The 21,648-nt window shown below is 55.5% G+C and carries 18 protein-coding genes, 2 tRNA genes and 2 other RNA genes; 11 read left to right on the top strand and 11 right to left on the bottom strand.

The window, feature by feature from the left end:
* Positions 1 to 2: 2 nt before the first annotated feature.
* The 3 genes from mnmH to WCL58_RS01860 are packed head-to-tail and all read left to right on the top strand — an operon-like array spanning position 3 to position 3,330.
* Positions 3 to 1,112 carry a tRNA 2-selenouridine(34) synthase MnmH gene (mnmH, locus tag WCL58_RS01850; protein WP_102985028.1) on the top strand — a complete coding sequence of 370 codons (1,110 nt, stop codon included), beginning with the start codon at positions 3 to 5 and terminating at the stop codon, positions 1,110 to 1,112.
* Positions 1,112 to 3,037, top strand: a complete 1,926-nt coding sequence (locus WCL58_RS01855) for a DNA topoisomerase III (RefSeq protein ID WP_041035424.1) — start codon at positions 1,112 to 1,114, stop codon at positions 3,035 to 3,037. Before mnmH ends, WCL58_RS01855 begins: the two co-directional genes overlap by 1 nt.
* Positions 3,034 to 3,330 carry a YnjH family protein gene (locus tag WCL58_RS01860; protein WP_336850374.1) on the top strand — a complete coding sequence of 99 codons (297 nt, stop codon included), beginning with the start codon at positions 3,034 to 3,036 and terminating at the stop codon, positions 3,328 to 3,330. Before WCL58_RS01855 ends, WCL58_RS01860 begins: the two co-directional genes overlap by 4 nt.
* A gap of 21 nt (positions 3,331 to 3,351) precedes the next feature.
* Here the strand turns inward: WCL58_RS01860 and WCL58_RS01865 are convergent, their stop codons facing one another.
* From WCL58_RS01865 to WCL58_RS01905, 9 genes are all read right to left on the bottom strand, one after another.
* Positions 3,352 to 3,753: a pyrimidine (deoxy)nucleoside triphosphate diphosphatase gene (locus WCL58_RS01865; RefSeq protein WP_060423827.1), complete on the bottom strand. Its 402-nt coding sequence runs from the start codon at positions 3,751 to 3,753 to the stop codon at positions 3,352 to 3,354.
* A gap of 44 nt (positions 3,754 to 3,797) precedes the next feature.
* Positions 3,798 to 4,604 carry an exodeoxyribonuclease III gene (gene xthA, locus WCL58_RS01870; RefSeq protein WP_033634797.1) on the bottom strand — a complete coding sequence of 269 codons (807 nt, stop codon included), beginning with the start codon at positions 4,602 to 4,604 and terminating at the stop codon, positions 3,798 to 3,800.
* A 101-nt stretch (positions 4,605 to 4,705) separates the two neighbouring features.
* Complete coding sequence (locus WCL58_RS01875; protein WP_033647601.1) at positions 4,706 to 5,278, bottom strand: TIGR00730 family Rossman fold protein; 573 nt, start codon at positions 5,276 to 5,278, stop codon at positions 4,706 to 4,708.
* A gap of 194 nt (positions 5,279 to 5,472) precedes the next feature.
* Positions 5,473 to 5,600, bottom strand: a non-coding RNA gene (locus WCL58_RS01880) — RtT sRNA.
* A gap of 47 nt (positions 5,601 to 5,647) precedes the next feature.
* Positions 5,648 to 5,775, bottom strand: a non-coding RNA gene (locus WCL58_RS01885) — RtT sRNA.
* A gap of 47 nt (positions 5,776 to 5,822) precedes the next feature.
* Positions 5,823 to 5,907, bottom strand: a tRNA-Tyr gene (locus WCL58_RS01890).
* 96 nt (positions 5,908 to 6,003) lie between these two features.
* Positions 6,004 to 6,088, bottom strand: a tRNA-Tyr gene (locus tag WCL58_RS01895).
* Positions 6,089 to 6,264: 176 nt separating this feature from the next.
* Positions 6,265 to 7,113, bottom strand: coding sequence for a formyltetrahydrofolate deformylase (gene purU, locus WCL58_RS01900; RefSeq protein ID WP_060423821.1), 849 nt, complete (start codon positions 7,111 to 7,113; stop codon positions 6,265 to 6,267).
* Positions 7,114 to 7,181: 68 nt separating this feature from the next.
* Positions 7,182 to 7,646: a YchJ family protein gene (locus WCL58_RS01905; protein WP_336850375.1), complete on the bottom strand. Its 465-nt coding sequence runs from the start codon at positions 7,644 to 7,646 to the stop codon at positions 7,182 to 7,184.
* 118 nt (positions 7,647 to 7,764) lie between these two features.
* Here WCL58_RS01905 and rssA point away from each other — a divergent pair, with 118 nt between their 5' ends.
* From rssA to WCL58_RS01930, 5 genes are all read left to right on the top strand, one after another.
* Positions 7,765 to 8,667: a patatin-like phospholipase RssA gene (gene rssA / locus WCL58_RS01910; RefSeq protein ID WP_047730554.1), complete on the top strand. Its 903-nt coding sequence runs from the start codon at positions 7,765 to 7,767 to the stop codon at positions 8,665 to 8,667.
* 103 nt (positions 8,668 to 8,770) lie between these two features.
* The gene (rssB, locus tag WCL58_RS01915; RefSeq protein ID WP_336850376.1) at positions 8,771 to 9,784 is read left to right on the top strand and encodes a two-component system response regulator RssB; all 1,014 of its coding nucleotides are present in this window, start codon (positions 8,771 to 8,773) and stop codon (positions 9,782 to 9,784) included.
* A 214-nt stretch (positions 9,785 to 9,998) separates the two neighbouring features.
* Positions 9,999 to 10,916 carry a UTP--glucose-1-phosphate uridylyltransferase GalU gene (gene galU / locus WCL58_RS01920; protein ID WP_055312650.1) on the top strand — a complete coding sequence of 306 codons (918 nt, stop codon included), beginning with the start codon at positions 9,999 to 10,001 and terminating at the stop codon, positions 10,914 to 10,916.
* A gap of 43 nt (positions 10,917 to 10,959) precedes the next feature.
* Complete coding sequence (locus WCL58_RS01925) at positions 10,960 to 12,303, top strand: UDP-glucose dehydrogenase family protein (RefSeq protein WP_038877243.1); 1,344 nt, start codon at positions 10,960 to 10,962, stop codon at positions 12,301 to 12,303.
* Between the two features lie 9 nt (positions 12,304 to 12,312).
* Positions 12,313 to 13,323 (top strand): NAD-dependent epimerase, encoded by a 1,011-nt coding sequence (locus WCL58_RS01930; RefSeq protein WP_038877245.1) that lies wholly within the window; start codon positions 12,313 to 12,315, stop codon positions 13,321 to 13,323.
* A 182-nt stretch (positions 13,324 to 13,505) separates the two neighbouring features.
* Here the strand turns inward: WCL58_RS01930 and hns are convergent, their stop codons facing one another.
* Positions 13,506 to 13,913: a histone-like nucleoid-structuring protein H-NS gene (hns, locus tag WCL58_RS01935; RefSeq protein WP_004932170.1), complete on the bottom strand. Its 408-nt coding sequence runs from the start codon at positions 13,911 to 13,913 to the stop codon at positions 13,506 to 13,508.
* A 703-nt stretch (positions 13,914 to 14,616) separates the two neighbouring features.
* On the opposite strand from hns, the gene WCL58_RS01940 reads away from it, so the two are divergent.
* Positions 14,617 to 15,201 carry a thymidine kinase gene (locus WCL58_RS01940; protein WP_038877247.1) on the top strand — a complete coding sequence of 195 codons (585 nt, stop codon included), beginning with the start codon at positions 14,617 to 14,619 and terminating at the stop codon, positions 15,199 to 15,201.
* 120 nt (positions 15,202 to 15,321) lie between these two features.
* Here the strand turns inward: WCL58_RS01940 and adhE are convergent, their stop codons facing one another.
* Positions 15,322 to 17,994 (bottom strand): bifunctional acetaldehyde-CoA/alcohol dehydrogenase, encoded by a 2,673-nt coding sequence (gene adhE, locus WCL58_RS01945; protein WP_336850377.1) that lies wholly within the window; start codon positions 17,992 to 17,994, stop codon positions 15,322 to 15,324.
* Positions 17,995 to 18,525: 531 nt separating this feature from the next.
* On the opposite strand from adhE, the gene WCL58_RS01950 reads away from it, so the two are divergent.
* On the top strand, positions 18,526 to 19,170 hold the full coding sequence (locus WCL58_RS01950; protein WP_015378089.1) for a YchE family NAAT transporter: 645 nt from the start codon (positions 18,526 to 18,528) through the stop codon (positions 19,168 to 19,170).
* Between the two features lie 696 nt (positions 19,171 to 19,866).
* Complete coding sequence (locus WCL58_RS01955; protein WP_060423807.1) at positions 19,867 to 21,504, top strand: ABC transporter substrate-binding protein; 1,638 nt, start codon at positions 19,867 to 19,869, stop codon at positions 21,502 to 21,504.
* Positions 21,505 to 21,648: the final 144 nt, after the last annotated feature.

Genomic DNA, 21,648 nt, shown 5'->3' on the forward strand with positions numbered 1-21,648 from the left:
ACATGCAAGGAAGGCCGGACAGCGACGATTACCCACGAATTTTCCTGCAGGACGTGCCGCTGATTGACGTGCGCGCGCCGATCGAGTTTCAGCAGGGCGCCTTCGCCCAGGCGGTGAATTTACCGCTGATGATCGACAGCGAACGCCAGGCGGTCGGTACCTGCTATAAGCAGCATGGGCAACAAGCGGCGATCGCGCTTGGCCACAGCCTGGTGAACGGCAAACTGCGTGAACAGCGCACCGCCGCCTGGCTGGCGGCCTGCGCAGAGCGGCCCGCAGGCTATATTTACTGCTTCCGCGGCGGGCTGCGCTCGCAGCTGGTGCAGCAATGGCTGCATGAGGCCGGCGTGGATTATCCGCGTATCACTGGCGGTTATAAGGCACTGCGCAATTATCTGCTCGGTGTACTGACGCAAAGCGCGGCATTGCCGATGGCCCTGGTGGGCGGCAATACCGGCAGCGGCAAGACGCTGCTGGTCAACGAACTGGCCGACGGCGTCGATCTGGAAGGCGCGGCGCGCCATCGCGGTTCATCTTTTGGCCGAACGCTGGCGGGACAGAGCTCGCAGATAGATTTTGAGAATCGTCTGGCTGTGTTATTGCTGAAAAAACAGCATGGTGGCAGCCGCCGTTGGGTGCTGGAAGACGAAGGGCGGATCATCGGCAGCAACAATCTGCCGCTGCCGTTGTTCAACGGCATGCAGCAGGCACCGGTGGCGGTGATCGACGATCCGTTCGACATTCGCCTGGCGCGCCTGCAGGCGGAATATATCGACGGTATGCGCGAACAGTTCGAACAGGCCTATGGCGTGGAAGAAGGTTGGCGGCAGTACGACGACTATTTGCATCACGGCCTGTTCGCCATCCGCCGCCGTTTGGGCCTGGAGCGCTTCCAGCAGCTGACGCAGCGGTTGGAGGCGGCGCTGCGGGCTCAGCGCCTCAGCGGCCAGGGCGACGCGCACCGCGAATGGTTGGCGCCTCTGTTGCAGCAGTACTACGATCCGATGTATTGCTATCAGTTGGAAAAGAAAGCCCAGCGGATCGTCTTCCGTGGGAACTATGCAGAAGTAAGAGAATTCTTGATGACGTTCAGCCAGAAAAACGGTGATTAATGCGACTGTTCATAGCCGAGAAACCGAGTTTGGCGCGCGCCATTGCCGACGTCTTGCCCAAGCCGCATCGCCGCGGCGACGGCTATATCGCCTGTGGCAACAACGACGTGGTGACCTGGTGCGTCGGCCACCTGCTGGAGCAGGCTCAGCCTGACGCCTATGACAGCCGCTATGCGCGCTGGTCGTTGGCGGATCTGCCGATCATCCCCGAAAAATGGCGCTTGCAGCCGCGGCCTTCGGTCAGCAAACAGCTCAACGCGATTAAAAAGCTGCTGCTCGAAGCCGATGAAGTGGTTCACGCCGGTGACCCGGATCGCGAAGGGCAACTGCTGGTGGATGAGGTGCTGGACTACCTGGATTTGACGGCGGAGAAGCGCCAGAACGTGCGCCGCTGTCTGATCAACGATCTCAACCCGCAGGCGGTGGAGCGTGCGGTCGAGCGCCTGCGCGACAACCGAGACTTTATCCCGCTGTGCGTGTCCGCGCTGGCGCGTTCGCGCGCCGACTGGCTGTACGGCATCAATATGACCCGCGCCTATACGCTGTTGGGCCGTAACGCCGGTTACGACGGCGTGCTGTCGGTGGGCAGGGTGCAGACGCCGGTGCTCGGATTGGTGGTGCGTCGCGACGAAGAGATCGAAAACTTCGTGCCAAAAGACTTCTTTGAGGTTAAGGCGCACATCGTCACGCCGAAAGAAGAACGCTTTGTGGCGCTGTGGCAACCCAGCGACTCCTGTGAACCTTATCAGGATGAAGAAGGGCGTTTGCTGCACCGGCCGTTGGCGGAACACGTGGTCAAGCGCATCGAGGGCCAGCCGGCCCTGGTCACGGCCTATAATGATAAACGGGAATCAGATACCGCACCGCTGCCGTTCTCGCTTTCCACGCTGCAAATCGAGGCGGCCCGGCGCTACAACCTCAGCGCGCAACAGGTGCTGGACGTTTGCCAGCGGCTGTACGAAACCCACAAATTGATCACCTATCCGCGTTCCGACTGCCGCTATCTGCCGGAAGAGCATTTTGCCGGCCGCCACGCGGTGCTGAACGCCATCAGCGTGCACCAACCCGAGCTGTATCCGCAGCCGGTGATCGACAGCGATCGCCGCAACCGCTGCTGGGACGATAAAAAGGTCGATGCGCACCATGCCATCATTCCCACCGCCCGCGCCGGCAAGGTCAATTTGACGCAGGATGAACGGAACGTGTATGGGCTGGTGGCGCGCCAGTACCTGATGCAGTTTTGTCCGGATGCGGTGTTCCGCAAATGCGTGATCGAGCTGGATATCGCCGGCGGCAAATTCATCGCCAAGGCGCGTTTCCTGGCGGAGGCCGGCTGGCGTACGCTGCTGGGCAGCAAGGAGCGCGACGAGGAAAACGAAGGTGCGCCGCTGCCGGTGGTGGCCAAGGACGATGAGCTGCTGTGCGAACGCGGTGAAGTGGTGGAGCGCCAGACGCAGCCGCCGCGGCCGTTTACCGACGCCAGTCTGTTGTCGGCTATGACCGGCATCGCGCGATTCGTACAAGATAAAGCGTTAAAGAAAATCCTGCGGGCGACCGATGGTTTAGGAACGGAAGCGACGCGAGCGGGGATCATCGAATTGCTGTTCAAGCGGGCGTTTCTGTACAAGAAGGGACGCTATATTCACTCCAGCGAAACCGGGCGCGCGTTGATTCACTCGCTGCCGGATCTTGCTGCGCGCCCTGATATGACGGCCAACTGGGAAGCCACGTTGACGCAAATCAGCGAGAAATCCTGCCGCTATCAGGACTTTATGCAGCCGTTGGTCGGCACGCTGCAAGAGCTGATTTATCAGGCTAAGCAGAGCCGGGCGAGCATGGCGTTTCGTGGATTGCCGCCGCCGCCCTCCAGCGGAGGCAAAAAACGCAGGAAAAGCGCCGGCAAGGCGCAGGAGAAGAGTGAATGAAGCGTGGACTCAGTGGGGGATTGGCTGCCGCTGCCCTGATGTTTTCCGGCCTGGCAGTCGCCAATCGCGGCGATGTGGACGTGGTGTTATCGGTTTCGCCGGAGATTTGGGGCACGGCCAAAAGCGGCGTCAACCCACCGCCGGCACAGCCCTGCAACCGCTGTTGCGTCTACCAGAATCAAAACTATTCCGAGGGCGCGGTGCTTAAAGTGGAAGGGGAAGTGCTGCAGTGCGTGCGTGAGCCTAACACCATCGGCACCAACCCCTTGATTTGGGTGCGATTGAAGAAGTGACGATGTAACCTGTCGCCGCGCTCAGCGTGCACCGCTTTGCGCGGCGATATAGTCCGCCAGCAGTGGAACGTCGGCGGGCGCCAGGGCGTATTCCTGCGCCTGCTGCGGCGTAACCCAGACCAACGCCGAGTGGCAGCGCTGTTGCAGTTCACCGGAGAACGCCGTGACTTGCCAGGCGTGCAGGCGGATGATGCGTTCGCCTTGCTGCCACTGATTGCTGCCCACATAGTCGCCGATACGGGCGCAAATTCCCAATTCTTCATCCAGCTCGCGCGCCAGCGCTTCTGGCTGGCTTTCGCCCGTTTCAACCTTGCCGCCGGGAAACTCCCACAGACCGGCCTGATCGCTGCCTGTGCCGCGCTGGGCCAGTAAAATGTGGCCGTTCTGTTCCAGAATAGCGGCTACCACGTCGATAATTTTCATTGGCTTCACAGAGTAAAACCCCGGCGAGCGCCGGGGTGATGGGGTTACAGCGTAAACTCCGCCCAGACCGGCGCATGGTCGGAAGGTTTTTCCATACCGCGGGTTTGATAATCGATGCCGGTGGCGATGCAGCGCGAAGCCAGCGGGGTACTGGCCAGCAGCAGATCGATACGCAGGCCGCGGTTGTCGTCGAACCCTTTGGAACGGTAGTCGAACCACGAGAATTCGTCGTTGCGCCCCGGGTTGGCGTGGCGATAGGTGTCTACCAGGCCCCAGTTCAGCAGGCGGTCCATCCATTCGCGCTCTTCCGGCAGGAAGGAACACTTGCCGGTGCGCAGCCAGCGTTTACGGCTGTCTTCGCCGATGCCAATGTCATAATCGCTCGGGCTGATGTTCATGTCACCCATGATCAACACCGGGGATTCCGCCGACAGCTGCTGCTCCAGGTAGTTTTGCAAATCCTGATAAAAGCGTGTTTTAGCCGGGAATTTGATCGGGTGGTCGCGGCTTTCACCTTGCGGGAAGTAGCCGTTGATCACCGTCAGCGTGCCCTGCGGCGTCGCCAGATCGGCCATGATGATGCGACGCTGCGCATCTTCTTCATCGGTCGGGAAACCGCGGCGCACGGCCAGAGGCTCCGCTTTGGTCAGCAGCGCTACGCCGTAATGGCCTTTTTGCCCGTGATAGAACACGTGATAGCCGTGCTGGCTGACTTCTTCCAGCGGGAACATGTCGTCGTGAACTTTCGTTTCTTGCAGGCCGATCACGTCGGGCTGGTGCTGTTCGATAATTGCCGCCAGCTGATGCGGACGCGCGCGCAGTCCATTGATATTAAAAGAGACAAACTTCATGAGCGGTGCCGTTTTCACGAGAAAAATGTGCTGTGATAGTAGCAGAGTTTGGCGGGAAATGTAACGCAGACAGCGGTAGGGCCGCTGGCTGCGCAGCGGGTTTATTTCGCCCAGCGGTCGTAATTTTTGGGTTGATAATCGTCAAACTGTTGTAGCAGCGTTTGCGCCGATTCACTGATGTGCAGGGTGCCGAGATAGTCGTGGCGCATAAAGCCCTGATCGGCGACGTGTTCGAGGAATTGGCTCAGCGGGCGGTAGAAGCCGTTAACGTTCAGCAGGCCGACCGGCTTGTTGTGATAGCCGATTTGTCCCCAGGTCCAGATTTCAAACAACTCTTCCAACGTTCCGATGCCGCCGGGCAGGGCGATAAAACCGTCCGCCAGCGCGGCCATACGGGCTTTGCGCGTATGCATATCAGGCACCACTTCCAGTTCGGTCAGGCCGCGATGCGCGGTTTCCGCTTCAACCAGGCGCTCGGGGATAATGCCGACAGCTTCACCGCCCGCCGCCAACACGGCATCTGCCACGATCCCCATCAATCCTTTCTTGCCGCCGCCGTAGATTAAACGGCGCCCCTGTGCGGCCAGCAGCTGCCCCAGTTGACGAGCCTGCTCGGCATAAGCGGGATTGACGCCTTCACTGGCGCCACAAAAAACGCAAATATTGTTTCGCATCCACCTGTTCCTTACTGCACTAAAGAAGCCAGTGGTATAGCGAATTGTCGGCCGGAGTTCAAGTTACGGCTGGGAGTGAGGAAATAAAACATCGAGGTGAACGCGGGGAATAAGGGGGGGTAATTGAGTTTTATTGATACGAGAGCATTGGGGGCGATGTGCTTTAAGTCGATTTGGGAATGTTCTGCAAGAGATGGTGGTGGGGGAAGGATGATTCGTCGCTGTGCGACTCACCCTGCGGGCCGCGCTAAAGTGCGTTGTCTCACTGCGTGAGACTCGAACCTTGGTCGAAGCTTCTCATCCTTCCCCGGTGCGAAGCATTACGGATGCGATGTGTTTTAAGTTTGTTTGGGATTTTCTATAAAGGGATGGTGGTGGGGGAAGGATGATTCGTCGCTGTGCGACTCACCCTGCGGGCCGCGCTAAAGCGCGTTGTCTCACTGCGTGAGACTCGAACCTTGGTCGAAGCTTCTCATCCTTCCCCAGTGCGGAGCAATATGGATGCGGTGTGCTTTAAGTCGGTTTAGGGAGTTTTTGCAATAGATGGTGGTGGGGGAAGGATTCGAACCTTCGAAGTCTGTGACGGCAGATTTACAGTCTGCTCCCTTTGGCCGCTCGGGAACCCCACCATGATATTCATGGATTTACTAATTGTTGCTCCGGTTTTATCCGGAAGAAACCTGGCCGGCTTCTTTACTGCTTCTTCGCTCCTGGCGGAGAAAAGATGGTGGTGGGGGAAGGATTCGAACCTTCGAAGTCAGTGACGGCAGATTTACAGTCTGCTCCCTTTGGCCGCTCGGGAACCCCACCATATTACATGGCTATTTAACTGGCCTTGCTTGCGAGAGCGCTGTCTCGGTAAGCGGGGCGCATCATATCAAATGAAGCGGATGTGTAAAGCATTGAAATGCAGAAAATGAATCGTTTGCCGTTTTTTTATTCTTGACGGTGCATCCATGAACGAAATGCACCGATTTATTGAGCGATTACAGAATAACGGTGCGGTTGCCGTAGACGAAGACGCGCTGTGCCAGCACCTGATACAGCGCGCGGCTGAGCACATTTTTCTCTACGTCGCGCCCGGCGCGCATCATATCCTCGGCGGAATAGGTGTGATCGACGTGGATCACGTCCTGCATGATGATCGGGCCTTCGTCGAGATTGTCGTTAACATAGTGGGCGGTGGCGCCGATGATTTTTACACCGCGCTCATAGGCCTGGTGGTAAGGGCGCGCGCCGATAAACGCCGGCAGGAACGAATGGTGAATGTTGATCACCTGATTCGGATAATGCTGCACGAAGGCCGGGGTCAGCACGCGCATATATTTGGCCAGCACCACGTAATCCGGCTGATATTGATCGATCTGGGCCGTCATTTCGCGGTCGTGTTGTTCACGCGTCAAGCCTTCGTGGCTCACCAGATGGAAAGGAATATCGAAACGTTCCACCAGCGTTTGCAGCGTGTCGTGGTTGCCGATCACGGCGGCGATTTCAACGTCGAGGCCGCCATAGGCGCTTTTCATCAACAGATCGCCCAGGCAGTGGGCCTCTTTGGTGACCAGCACCACGATGCGACGGCGCCCGGTGCTGTGCAGCTCGCGCAGCGAACCTTCCGGCAGCGCGCTGTCCAGATCGGCCAGCAGCGTGTTGTCGTTGAAAATGCCTTCCAGCTCGGTACGCATGAAGAAACGCCCGGTGCGGTGATCGACGAACTCATTATTCTGAACGATATTGAGTTCGTGCTTGTAACAGATGTTGGTGATCTTGGCGATCAGCCCTTTGGCGTCCGGGCAGATGGTGCGTAACACTTTCCGTTGTACATTTTGGTGTGGCATGGGTTTGAGGATCCTGTCTGATACTGAACGGCCTGTCTGCGCAGGCGTAAACGTGAAGCGCCGGCCGGCTAGCGCCCGCAGCACTTCTTGTATTTTTTCCCTGAGCCACAGGGACAAATCGCATTTCTGCCGGGCTGGGGTTTGGTGCCGTCGATATAATACCAACGTTGAGCGCGACGAAGGAAGCGCGAGCGCTCATGCATCGCCTGCGGTTCGCCGCTTTCGCCATCGGTAAAACGGGCGATGAATTCGACGAAGCCTTCGTCCGGCTCATGGCCGGTTTTCTCTTCCACGATCGTCAGGCCCAGCCATTCGGTATTTTTAAAGCTGTCGACGATCGCATTGCGCCAGGCTTCGGCGCCGCAGTCGGGGTGCCAGGTAGCGATCAGATAATCGACGTTATGATTCACGTAGGCGGTGAAGCGTGAACGCATCAGCTGGCCGGGCGTCGGCGCCGGTTGGTTGCCGCTGATAAAAGGGGCACAGCATGCGTTATACGCCAGTCCGCTGCCGCATGGGCATGATTCGGGCAAAATAACTCCTGAGAAGACGAGGCAGAAAATGAATTTAGCGCATATGTTACCTAACTATATTCGTCAGTGACAATCTACCCTGAAAGCAGATACCCCCTGTTACCGAGAGGATGGCGCTATGCGGCAAATCAAGATCGGACTGGCGCTGGGAGCTGGCTCGGCTAAAGGCTGGGCGCACATCGGCGTGATCAATGCGTTAAAGAAACTGGGAATTGAGGTCGATATCGTTGCCGGCTGCTCTGTCGGTGCGTTAGTGGGCGCGGCGTTCGCCAGCCATCGCCTGCCGGCGATGGAGCAGTGGGTGCGGTCGTTCAGCTATTGGGACGTGATTCGTCTGATGGACTTTTCCTGGCAGCGTGGTGGCCTGTTGCGCGGCGATCGGGTGTTTAACGCCGTCGGACAGCTGTTGAAGATCAACGATATTGCCGAATGCGCGCTGAAGTTTGGCGCCGTGACGACCAATCTCAGCACCGGCCGCGAACTGTGGCTGACCGAAGGCGATATTCATCAGGCGGTGCGCGCTTCCTGCAGCATGCCTGGCCTGCTGGCGCCGGTGTGGGCCGACGGCTATTGGCTGGTGGACGGCGCGGTGGTCAATCCGGTGCCGGTGTCGCTCTGCCGGGCGCTGGGTGCCGATATCGTCATCGCGGTCGATCTGCAGCATGACGCGCACCTGATGCAGCAGGATTTGTTCTCGGTACGCATTGAGGACGAAAGTTCGGACGATGCGCCTGCCGATACCTGGCGCGGGCGTCTGAGAGAGCGCGTCGGCAGAATGCGACAGCGTAAACCGACGACGGCGCCGACGGCGATGGAGATTATGGGCACCTCGATTCAGATGCTGGAAAATCGCCTGAAGCGTAACCGGATGGCGAGCGATCCGCCGGACGTGCTGATCCAACCTTTTTGCCCGCAAATCTCGACGCTGGATTTCCACCGCGCCGATGAAGCGATCGAGGCAGGGTTACTCGCGGTGGAAAAACAACTGGATCGGTTGTTGCCGTTGATAAAAAATAGATAATTCTCGGTTCTTGGTTGGCAATGCGCGGTCGGTCTGATTCAGACGAGCATAAGTGACCTTTTTGAGCCACTATTACACTATGGAAAGGGACGAGGCTCGGCTGATGGCATTACCACTCACTCACAAACGCATCTTGATCGTTGAGGACGAACAGGTTTTTCGTTCCGTGCTGGTCGGTTATTTGACCTCGCTGGGCGCTGAAACCGGCGAGGCGACCAACGGTTTGCAGGCGCTGAGTGCCGTCGATGACTTCAAGCCCGATCTGATTCTGTGCGATCTCGCGATGCCGGAAATGGGCGGTATCGAATTCGTTGAGCACCTGCGTTTGCAGGGGGGGCAGATCCCGGTGCTGGTGATCTCGGCCACCGACAAGATGGCCGACATTGCCAAGGTGTTGCGCTTGGGCGTACAGGATGTCCTGCTGAAGCCCCTGACCGATCTCAATCGCCTGCGTGAAGCGGTGCTGGCGTGTTTATACCCCAATATGTTCACCTCTCAGGCGATTGAAGAGGTTGAGCTGTTTCAGGATTGGGATGCGCTGAGCAAAAACCCTTCCGAAGCCGTCAAACTGCTTAAACAACTGCAACCGCCGGTACAGCAGACCATTGCACATTGCCGGATCAACTATCGGCAGTTAACCACGGGCGAAAATCCCGGTCTGGTGCTGGATATTGCCGCGTTGTCAGAAAAAGACCTGGCATTCTATTGCCTGGACGTCACGCGCGCCGGCGATAATGGCGTATTGGCGGCATTGCTGTTGCGCGCATTATTTAATGGGTTGCTGCAAGACCATCTGGCTAATCAACAACATCGTCTGCCGCAAATGTCAGCATTGTTAAAGCAGGTTAATCAATTATTGCGGCAGGGGAAATTAGATGGCCAATTCCCACTGTTGCTGGGATATTACCACGCCGAAAATAAGAACCTGATTCTGGTCTCCGCCGGGCTGCATGCCAACGTCAATACCGGGGATAATCAAATTCAGCTGAGCAACGGCGTACCGCTGGGGACGCTGGGGGCGACCTATATGAACCAGATCAGTCAACGTTGCACCGCCTGGCAATGTCAGGTGTGGGGCCGCGGGGGCCGATTGCGGCTGATGCTGAGCGCTGAATAACGGGCGCCGAGCGGCGAGATCTTAAGCTATTCACTTATCGGTAATTAAACCGTTTATTTATTCTCCCGATTATCAGAACGGGTAATAGTCCTAAATGTTTTCTATTTGTGTTCTGGCTAATGCTCGGCGCGCATAAGCTGGTATACTCCGAAGGTTTTTTTTATATCGAGCCCAAGCTCATAAAATGAGCGTTTTAGCTTTAAGAGAGGAAATAATGCCTGCTGTAAATCGCAAAGTCAGAAAAGCCGTGATCCCGGTTGCAGGCTTGGGTACGCGGATGTTACCGGCCACCAAAGCCATTCCAAAAGAAATGCTGCCGCTGGTTGATAAACCGCTGATCCAATACGTCGTCAATGAGTGCATTGCGGCAGGGATTAACGAGATTGTGCTGGTCACTCACTCCTCCAAAAACTCGATCGAAAACCATTTTGATACCAGTTTCGAACTGGAAGCGATGCTGGAAAAACGCGTCAAGCGCCAATTGCTGGATGAAGTGCAGTCGATCTGCCCGAAAGGCGTTACCGTGATGCAAGTCCGCCAGGGGAATGCCAAAGGCCTGGGGCACGCTATCATGTGCGCCTACCCGATGGTGGGCGATGAGCCGGTCGCCGTGGTGTTGCCGGACGTGATCCTCGATGAATACAGCGCCGATCCGAAAAAAGACAACCTGCACGACATGCTGCAGCGCTTCGAAGCCACCGGCGTCAGCCAGATCATGGTTGAACCCGTGCCGCATAAGGATGTCGGAAACTACGGCGTAGCCGACTGCAAGGGCGTCGATCTGCAACCTGGCGAAAGCGCGCCGATGGTCAGCGTGGTCGAGAAGCCGTCGCCGGATAAAGCGCCTTCCAACCTGGCGATTGTCGGTCGTTACGTGCTGTCCGCCGATATTTGGCCGCTGTTGGCGAAAACGCCTCCAGGCGCCGGCGACGAAATTCAGCTGACTGACAGCATCGAAATGTTGATGCAGCAGGAAACGGTGGAAGCGTATCACCTGAAAGGCGTGAGCCATGATTGTGGCAACAAACTGGGTTACATGCAGGCATTTGTGGAATACGGTATGCGCCATGCCAGCCTCGGTAAAGAATTTTCTCAGTGGCTGCAACAGGTTGTTGCCGCTGACAAGAAATAATTGAGTGATCTTTCGTCTTAATTTGAAAAACTAGGATTTTCACATGAAAGTAACAGTTTTTGGTATTGGTTATGTGGGTCTGGTGCAGGCCGCCGTGCTGGCTGAAGTTGGCCATGACGTTATGTGCATTGACGTCGATGAGCGAAAAGTCGAAAACCTGAAAAAAGGAAATATCCCGATTTTTGAACCGGGCCTGACGCCGCTGGTGCAGCAAAACTATGAGGCCGGCCGTCTGCATTTCACTACCGATGCCAAAGCGGGCGTGGCGCACGGGAATATCCAGTTCATCGCCGTCGGTACGCCGCCGGATGAAGATGGTTCCGCTGACCTGAAATATGTCACTGCGGTTGCGCGCACCATCGCCGAGCACATGACCGATCGTAAAGTGGTGATCGACAAGTCCACCGTTCCGGTCGGCACGGCGGACAAAGTGCGTCAGGTGATGGCGGAAACGCTGGCGAAACGCGGCAGCAGCGTGCCGTTCGACGTGGTGTCTAACCCGGAATTCCTGAAGGAAGGTGCGGCGGTAGCAGACTGTATGCGCCCTGAGCGCATCGTTATCGGTACCGATAATAAAGATGTGATCGAACCTATTCGCGAGCTGTACGAGCCGTTTAACCGCAATCACGATCGTATGATCATGATGGATATCCGTAGCGCAGAGCTGACCAAGTATGCCGCCAACTGCATGCTGGCGACCAAGATCAGCTTTATGAACGAAATGTCCAACCTGGCGGAAATGCTGGGGGCGGACATTGAGAAAGTGCGTCAGGGCATCGGTTCCGACTCACGCATCGGTTATCACTTCATCTACCCTGGCTGCGGCTACGGTGGTTCTTGCTTCCCGAAAGATGTCCAGGCGTTGATCCGCACGGCGGAGCAGATCGGTTACCAACCGAAGCTGCTGCAGGCGGTTGAGCAGGTCAACTACCAACAGAAAGACAAGCTGAACAGCTTTATCAAAGACTACTTCGGCAGCGATCTGAAGGGCAAAACCTTCGCGCTGTGGGGCCTGGCGTTCAAGCCGAATACCGATGACATGCGTGAAGCGTCCAGCCGCGTGCTGATGGAGCAACTGTGGGCTGCCGGCGCCACCGTTCAAGCCTACGACCCGGAAGCAATGAACGAAGTCCAACGCATCTATGGCCAGCGTGACGACTTGAAGCTGATGGGTACCAAAGAGGCTGCGCTGCACGGCGCCGATGCTCTGGTGATCTGCACCGAATGGCAGAATTTCCGCGCACCGGACTTCGACGTGATCAAAAGTGAACTGAAGCAGCCGGTGATCTTCGATGGACGTAACCTGTACGATCCGGAGCGTTTGGAGAATCGCGGCTTTACCTACTACGCGATTGGCCGCGGCGCCTCGATTAAACCGGTTATTTAAGGAGTGGGCATGAAATTCCTGGTTACAGGCGCCGCAGGATTTATTGGCTATCACGTTGCAGAGCGTTTGTTGACCGCCGGTCATCAGGTTGTCGGCATTGATAACCTGAACGACTATTATGACGTGGGCCTGAAAACGGCCCGTCTGGACAGACTGGCGGATAAGCCGGGATTCCGCTTTATCAAGCTGGATTTGGCCGATCGTGAAGGGATGGCGGCATTGTTCGCCGAGCATCAGTTCCAACGAGTCATTCATTTGGGGGCTCAAGCCGGCGTACGTTATTCGCTGGTCAATCCGTTGGCTTATGCGGATGCTAACCTGATCGGCCATTTAAACGTTCTGGAAGGCTGCCGTCATAATAAAGTCGAGCATTTACTCTACGCCTCTTCCAGTTCGGTATATGGCCTGAATCGCAAGCTGCCGTTTGCGACCGAAGATTCGGTTGATCATCCGGTGTCATTGTATGCGGCAACGAAAAAGGCCAATGAGCTGATGGCACACAGCTACTCCCATTTATACGGTCTCCCGACGACGGGGCTGCGATTCTTTACCGTATATGGCCCTTGGGGGCGTCCGGATATGGCGCTGTTCAAATTCACCAAGGCCATATTGGCGGGGGAGAGCATCGATGTATATAACCACGGTGAAATGCACCGTGACTTTACTTACATTGATGATATCGCTGAGGCGATTGTACGGCTGCAGGCGGTTATTCCGCAGGCGGATCCGTCATGGACCGTTGAACAGGGATCGCCGGCGACCAGTTCCGCACCGTATCATGTTTATAATATCGGCAATAACACGCCTGTTAAACTGATGGAATATATCCGTGCGTTGGAGCAGGCATTGGGGGTGACCGCCCGTAAGAATATGCTGCCGATGCAGCCTGGCGACGTGATGGATACCAGCGCAGATACGGAAGAGCTTTATCGTGACATTGGTTTTAAACCGGAAACCAGCGTTGAAGAGGGCGTGAAGCGCTTCGTTGACTGGTATAAGGCATTCTACCAGGTTCAATAATTGGACGAGATTTAATGCGATACAGGGGCCTTAGGGTCCCTTTTTTTTCACTGAAATTTCATGATCGAAGGAAAAGCGAATTAGGATATTTACTAAAAGGATAGGAGGGCGGGTACAGAACGATAAGATTTAAAATGAAAAGGCCCCCGCAGGGAGCCTTTCAGATACGGACTGAATCGCTATTACAGCAGGAAATCGTCCAGAGATTTACCTTGCTCTTCGATAGCTTTCTTAATCACCGCAGGAGTACGGCCTTGGCCGGTCCAGGTTTTCAGCTCGCCGTTTTCGTCTTTATATTGGTATTTAGCAGGACGTGCTGCACGTTTTGCTTTACCGGCAGCCTTGTTGGCAGCCATGGTTTGCAGCAGCTCATTCGGGTCGATACCGTCAGCAATCAGCATTTCGCGGTATTGCTGCAGCTTACGAGTGCGTTCTTCGATTTCTGCTTGAGCCTGGCTGTCTTCTTCGCGACGTTCGTTCACAACAACTTCCAGTTTCTCGAGCATTTCTTCCAGCGTTTCCAGAGTGCATTCTCTTGCCTGGGCGCGCAGGGTGCGGATGTTGTTCAAAATCTTTAATGCTTCGCTCATTGTCCTAGTCTCAAATTATATTGGTGGGGGGCGTCTCGATAATAATAGAGTGCTCTTTTCTTTTCTGCAATAGCCAAATTGACTTGAATACTCAAATTTACCTTTAAAAAAACCGTTAATCGGATCAGTCCGACAAATAATAGGAAGGCCTGTTAACTATTACCTTCATCGAGCTTAAGTCAAAATTTCAGCAGACAGGCTTTAAAGGGCGCGTGTCGCAAGGCTTTCATCGATAAGTTATCGCCGTAATTTATATCAATATTACAATGGGTTCTGTGGGCTTAATCACGCCATGGCAAGGCAGACATTGTAAACAATAGGGGTATATAGGTAAAGATTGCGTCAGGTAACGTCGGGGCGTCGGCGAAGGCGATTAAATGCCCGTTATTGGCCTCACCTATAAATAGACAGGCGTTCCGCCGCAGCTACAGCGCCTGCGGAGGGGAAAGGGCGGCTATGCATTAATGGGCAAATGCCCGGGGCTAACCATTAGCAAGAATTAATAGTGATGACAGGCATACATTATCCTGTAAATAGCTGTAAAAAGAACATGCCGACAGAACGATATGTTTCGCTTGAAAGCGCATTATTACGGCGAACGCAATATTCGTTCGCTTTGGGCTGAGCCGGGGGTCGGGTTATGGTACACTCACCGTCCTAATCAACATTTGAATATTTCTTATACCATCGGAGTGGCGGGGCCATGGCTCAACTTTATTTTTATTACTCTGCGATGAATGCCGGCAAGTCTACCGCGCTGCTACAGTCTTCATATAACTATCAAGAGCGTGGTATGCGCACGCTGGTGTTCACCGCGGAGATCGATCACCGCTATGGCGTAGGCAAAGTCAGCTCGCGCATCGGGTTATCTTCACAGGCCCAGCTCTATAACAACGACTCAATGCTCTTCGCCATGATTCAGCAAGAGCATCAACAGCAGCAGGTGCATTGTGTGCTGCTCGATGAAAGCCAGTTCCTGACCAAAGCGCAGGTTGAGCAATTGTGCGATGTGGTGGACCAACTGGACATTCCCGTATTGTGTTACGGCCTGCGCACCGATTTTCTCGGTGAGTTGTTTACCGGCAGCCAATATTTGCTGGCCTGGGCCGATAAGCTGGTGGAATTGAAAACCATCTGTCACTGCGGGCGCAAAGCCAATATGGTGCTGCGACTGGACGAGAATGGCAAAGCGATGCATGCCGGTGAACAGGTGGTGATTGGCGGTAACGAGAGCTATGTCTCCGTCTGCCGCAAGCATTATAAAGAGGCGATTCACTCCCTGGACTAAGGGTGAAAATGCCGCCAGAGCCCGCTGAAGCGTTTTGGCGGCGTGAATCGAAATGCAGCGCCTCAGGCGCAATAAAAAACCCGCCGTTTGGCGGGTTTTTTTTATCGGTTCACGGAACCGTTATTTCTTGGGCTTCTTTACCGCGGCTTTGGCGGCAGCCGGAGCGGCCGCTTCCTCTTCTACCGCTTCGCTGAATTCGCGGCCGTAGAAGGTATCCAGCATGATTTGCTTCAGCTCGGCAATCAGCGGATAGCGTGGGTTGGCGCCGGTACATTGGTCGTCGAATGCATCTTCCGACAGCTTGTCGACTTTCGCCAGGAAGTCCGCTTCCTGCACACCCGCCTCACGGATGGAGGTTGGGATGCCCAACTCGGTTTTCAGCTCGTCCAGCCAGGCCAGCAGTTTCTCAATCTTCTGCGCAGTGCGGTCGCCCGGTGCGCTCAGGCCGAGGTGGTCGGCGATTTCAGCGTAGCGGCGGCGCGCCTGAGGGCGGTCGTACTGGCTGAAGGCCGTCTGCTTGGTCGGGTTGTCGTTCGCGTTGTAGCGAATGACGTTGGAAATCAGCATCGCGTTGGCCAGGCCGTGCGGAATATGGAACTCCGAACCCAGCTTGTGCGCCATGGAGTGACAGACCCCGAGGAAGGCGTTGGCGAAGGCGATACCGGCGATGGTGGCGGCGTTGTGCACACGTTCACGGGCAACCGGATTTTTCGCGCCTTCTTTATAGCTGGCCGGCAGATACTCTTTCAACAGTTTCAGCGCTTGCAACGCCTGGCCGTCGGAGTATTCGTTCGCCAGCACCGAAACGTAGGCTTCCAGCGCGTGGGTGACCGCATCCAGACCGCCGAAGGCGCACAGGGATTTCGGCATGTTCATCACCAGGTTGGCATCGACAATTGCCATGTCCGGGGTCAGCGCATAGTCGGCCAACGGGTATTTCTGTCCGGTGGTGTCGTCGGTTACGACGGCAAACGGCGTGACTTCCGAACCGGTGCCTGACGTGGTGGTGATGGCGATCATTTTCGCTTTCACGCCCATTTTCGGGAACTTGTAGATACGCTTACGGATGTCCATGAAGCGCAGCGCCAGATCCTCGAAGTGGGTTTCAGGATGTTCGTACAGCACCCACATGATTTTCGCGGCGTCCATCGGCGAACCGCCGCCCAGCGCGATGATGACGTCCGGCTTGAAGGAGTTCATCTGCTCTGCGCCCTTGCGCACGATGCTCAGCGTCGGATCGGCTTCCACTTCGAAGAACACTTCGGTTTCGATGCCGTGAGACTTCAGAACCTTGGTGATCTGGTCGGCATAGCCGTTGTTGAACAGGAAACGGTCGGTCACGATGAAGGCGCGTTTTGCCCCGTCGGTCGCCACTTCTTCCAGCGCGATAGGCAGCGAGCCCCGGCGGAAGTAGATCGATTTCGGAAGTTTATGCCACAACATGTTTTCTGCTCGCTTCGCTACAGTTTTCTTGTTGATCAGGTGTTTAGGTCCGACGTTCTCAGAGATGGAGTTACCACCCCAGGAGCCGCAACCCAGCGTCAGCGAAGGCGCGAGTTTGAAGTTATACAGGTCGCCGATACCGCCCTGAGAAGCCGGGGTGTTGATCAGGATACGAGCCGTTTTCATTTTATCGCCGAAGTAGGCGATGCGAGCCGTTTGGTTATCCTGGTCGGTGTACAGGCAGGAGGTGTGGCCGATACCGCCCATGGCGACCAGTTTCTCAGCTTTGGCGACGGCGTCTTCGAAATCTTTGGCCCGGTACATCGCCAGGGTAGGCGACAGTTTTTCATGTGCGAAAGGCTCGCACTCGTCGACCAGCTTCACTTCGCCGATCAGCACTTTGGTGTTGGCCGGCACTTTGATGCCCGCCATCTCGGCGATTTTCGGTGCGGATTGCCCCACGATGGCCGCGTTCAGACCGCCGTTTTTCAGAATGATGTCCTGAACCGCTTTCAGTTCTTTACCCTGCAGCAGATAGCCGCCGTGGGAAGCGAAACGTTCGCGTACCGCATCATAAATAGCGTCGACGACGATGACCGACTGTTCGGAAGCGCAGATAACGCCGCTGTCGAAGGTTTTGGACATCAGGATAGAGGCGACCACGCGCTTGATGTCTGCGGTTTCGTCTACCACGACCGGGGTATTACCGGCACCGACGCCGATGGCAGGCTTGCCGGAGCTGTAGGCGGCCTTCACCATGCCCGGGCCACCGGTGGCCAGGATCAGGTTGATGGCCGGGTGGTGCATCAGCTGGTTGGACAGCTCGACGGTCGGTTGGTCGATCCAACCGATGATGTCTTTTGGCGCGCCGGCGGCGATAGCGGCCTGCAGCACGATATCGGCGGCTTTATTGGTGGCATTCTTCGCACGCGGGTGCGGCGAGAAGATGATGCCGTTACGGGTTTTCAGGCTGATCAGCGCTTTGAAGATCGCGGTAGAAGTTGGGTTGGTGGTAGGAACGATACCGCAAATCAGGCCGATAGGTTCGGCGATGGTGATGGTACCGAAAGTGTCATCTTCAGACAGGATGCCACAGGTTTTTTCGTCTTTATAGGCGTTGTAGATGTACTCGGAAGCGAAGTGGTTTTTGATCACTTTGTCTTCGACGATACCCATTCCGGATTCTTCCACGGCCATTTTGGCCAACGGGATACGGGCATCAGCAGCGGCGAGGGCGGCAGCGCGGAAGATTTTATCCACTTGCTCTTGAGTGAAGTTGGCATATTCGCGCTGGGCTTTTTTGACACGTGCGACAAGCTCGTTCAGTTCAGCGACATTCGTTACAGCCATAATGCTCTCCTGATAATGTTAAACTCTTTCAGTAAATAAGCCGTGCGAGCCACTAGTATAGTCCTAACGGGAATAAACGGTGATGAGAATACCGGGGCTTTCCCGCGTTATTTCTTCGCATGCTGCTGATTTGCTTAAAGAGCTTTACCCTACGCCAGCCGGAGGGGCAGACCGTGAGGAGAACGGAATCGGCGATGTGGCCACCCACTTTGTTCTACTCCCTGCCTACGACTAAGAGCTTACCCACTGTTGGGTAGTTGATTTGTGATCTAAATCATGAAAACTGCAAGCTGACACCTTTCAGCTTGCGGGTGTTGGGAATCATTCTTGATAACTGTGAGCAATGACTCTTTTTTCAACATAAAAAATCAAAAGGCCATACATCACTTTAACAAAGGGCATTTGTTTCGCTGCATAACTTGCTGACAGTCAAAAATGCTGCTCTGGCCGGATGGATTACCCGCGGCAATTCCATTACATTAGCGCGCATAGGCAGCACACCTTTTTATAGTACTTAACGCGGAGCCATCTGTGGGCCAATCTCTGTTGGATCTTTCCGGCTTTATCAAGTTCTTTGTCGGTCTGTTTGCACTGGTCAACCCGGTGGGCATTTTGCCGGTGTTCATCAGCATGACCAGTTACCAGGCGGAAGCGGGGCGCAATAAAACCAACCTGACCGCCAACCTGTCGGTCGCCATCATTCTGTGGACCTCGCTGTTCCTGGGGGAAGGGATCTTGCGGATGTTCGGCATCTCTATCGATTCGTTCCGCATCGCCGGCGGTATTCTGGTGGTGACCATCGCCATGTCGATGATCAGCGGCAAGCTGGGGGAAGACAAACAGAACAAACAGGAGAAGTCGGAGAGCGCGATCCGCGAAAGCATCGGCGTGGTGCCGTTAGCGCTGCCGCTGATGGCGGGGCCGGGGGCGATCAGTTCTACCATCGTGTGGAGCTCCCGTTATCACAACTGGCAAAGCCTGCTCGGTTTTACGGTCGCGATCGCCTTGTTCGCCTTTTGCTGCTGGCTATTGTTCCGCGCCGCGCCGCTGTTGGTGCGTTTGCTGGGGCAGACCGGCATCAACGTGATCACCCGTATCATGGGTCTGCTGCTGATGGCGCTCGGCATCGAGTTTATCGTTACCGGCATTAAGGCGATATTCCCCGGCCTGTTGTAATACGCCTTGTTTAGCCGCGCACTTTTCGCGTTAGCGCGGCTAAAATTAATTTTAAAGTTTAAATTATTTATTGGCTCGCATTATTATAGTGCACAGGATGAATAAAATTTATGCGGTTGCACTCTTATGTTGCATAAATCTCATGTTGTTGCTCAAAAAAAACGCTAAGCGTTATTTCAATCACTTTTCCTCCCCCATTTCTGCCCATTTCGCCCCCGCTAAACGGTCACGCTGTTGTTAAATTAGTCACATCATTCTGTGGGGCTTGTCTCACTTTCATCCAGGTGTTATTAGTGATTAACCGCACATAGGCAGGTGTTTGTTCTTTGAATGGTTGGATTGTTAACTGAATGTTTCTTTTTGCAGCAGTGAGATCGTGCTGATGGTTTCAATTGAAATGAATGTGGTTTTTTTGTCTTTAAAATCATACTGATGATCTCGATTTTTCCTGCCTTCTATCTTGGGGGCCGGATTGGGCTTCGTGCGATAAAAGAGAATTGCTTAACATTTTCGTAAAATTTATTGGCTATGGAATTTGGCTTCTGCTAATTTCCGAGCAACTTTCCCGTGGTCAATTAACTGAAATGCGCCACAAAAACGGGAATGATTTTTGCTGGTATCCGTTTATTTAGAATTCTTATAAACACTTCACAAACTTCGATAAGCGATGCTTGTCGGTGAAAAGGAGCCTCGATTATGCAGCAAACCCTGAAGCGTACTTCTTTGACCTTGTTGATTAGCGGCGCGCTGGGCGCCGGTGCCGTAAATAGCAGTTTGGCGGCAGAGGTTCCGGCCGGCGTCCAATTGGCGCAGCAGCAGAATATTGTGATCAACAACGGTAGCGAAGTGGCTTCATTGGATCCGCATAAGGTTGAGGGCGTACCGGAAAGCAATATCATTCTTAACCTGCTGGAAGGGCTGGTGAGCACCGACGCCAACGGGCATGTGGTGCCGGCGGCGGCGACAAGCTGGGAAAACCAGAATTATCAGCAGTGGACCTTCCACCTGCGCCCCGGCGCGGTGTGGAGCGACGGCAGCCCGGTGACCGCGCAAGACTTCGTCTACAGCTGGCAGCGTCTGGCCGATCCGAAAATCGCTTCGCCCTATGCCAGCTACCTGCAATACACCAAAGTCGAGAATATCGACGACATCCTGACCGGGAAGAAGAGCCCGCAGACCCTCGGCGTTAAGGCGCTGGACGACCAGACGCTGCAGGTGACCCTGAGCGAACCGGTGCCGTATTTCATCAGCATGCTGAGCCACACGTCGCTCAAACCGGTGAAACGGGCGGTGGTGGAGAAATTCGGCGATAAATGGACGCTGCCCGCCAACTATGTCGGCAACGGCGCTTACCGCCTGAAAGAGTGGGTGGTGAACGAGCGCATTGTGCTGGAGCGCAGCCCGAGCTACTGGAACAACAAGCAAACGGTGATCAATCAGGCGACCTTCCTGCCGATTACCTCGGAGGTCAGCGACGTCAACCGCTTCCGCAGCGGCGAGATCGACATCACCAACAGCGCCATTCCGCCGTACCTGTACGTCAAGATGAAACGCGAAATGCCCGAGCAGTTGCACGTTAACCCTTATCTGTGCACCTTCTATTACGAGCTCAATAACAAGCGGGCGCCGTTCACCGATCCGCGCGTGCGTACGGCGGTGAAGATGACGCTGGATCGCGACATTATCGCCAACAAGATCATGGGCCAGGGGCAAATCCCGGCCTACAGCTTCACGCCAACCTTCACGGAAGGCGCCAGCTTCACTCAGCCTGCGTGGGCCGGCTGGAGTCAGGAGCAACGCAACGCCGAAGCCAGGAAACTGCTGGCGGAAGCGGGCTACAGCGACGCCAAGCCGCTGAAGTTCTCGCTGCTGTACAACACCTCCGATCAAAACAAACAACAGGCGATCGCTGCCGCGTCGATGTGGAAGAAGAACCTGGGCGCCGAGGTCACGCTGCGCAACCAGGAATGGAAAACTTCGCTGGAGAGCCGCCATCAGGGGCAATACGACGTGGCGCGTGCCACCTGGTGCGGGGATTACAACGAACCCAGCGCGTTCCTGAACCTGGTTCTGTCCAACAGCAGCATCAATACCGTGTTCTACAAGAGCCCGGCGTTCGACGCCATCATGGCCGCCACGCTGAAGGCGCCGGATGAGGCCGCGCGCGCCGCGCTCTATCAGCAGGCGGAAGCGCAGCTGGACAAAGACTCCGCGTTGGTCCCGGTTTATTACCGCGTCAGCGCGCGTTTGATCAAGCCGACGGTGGGTGGGTTCACCGGCAAAGATCCGCTGGACTATACCGACGTTAAAAATCTTTACATTATCAATCAGTAAAGGGGTATTCCTCACGCCGAGGGGCAGGGGAATATAGGGAAGGCCGGCCGCCGCATTCGTTCCGCGGCGGCGGGAAAACAAAGTCCGCTTACGGGCAACGCGGGTTCCACGAAGAGCCTGTGATAATAAAAAACTGGAGTCGAT

Source organism: Serratia sp. TMDUHS_CL (genome assembly GCF_037137105.1).
In the GTDB taxonomy this organism is placed as follows: domain Bacteria; phylum Pseudomonadota; class Gammaproteobacteria; order Enterobacterales; family Enterobacteriaceae; genus Serratia; species Serratia nevei.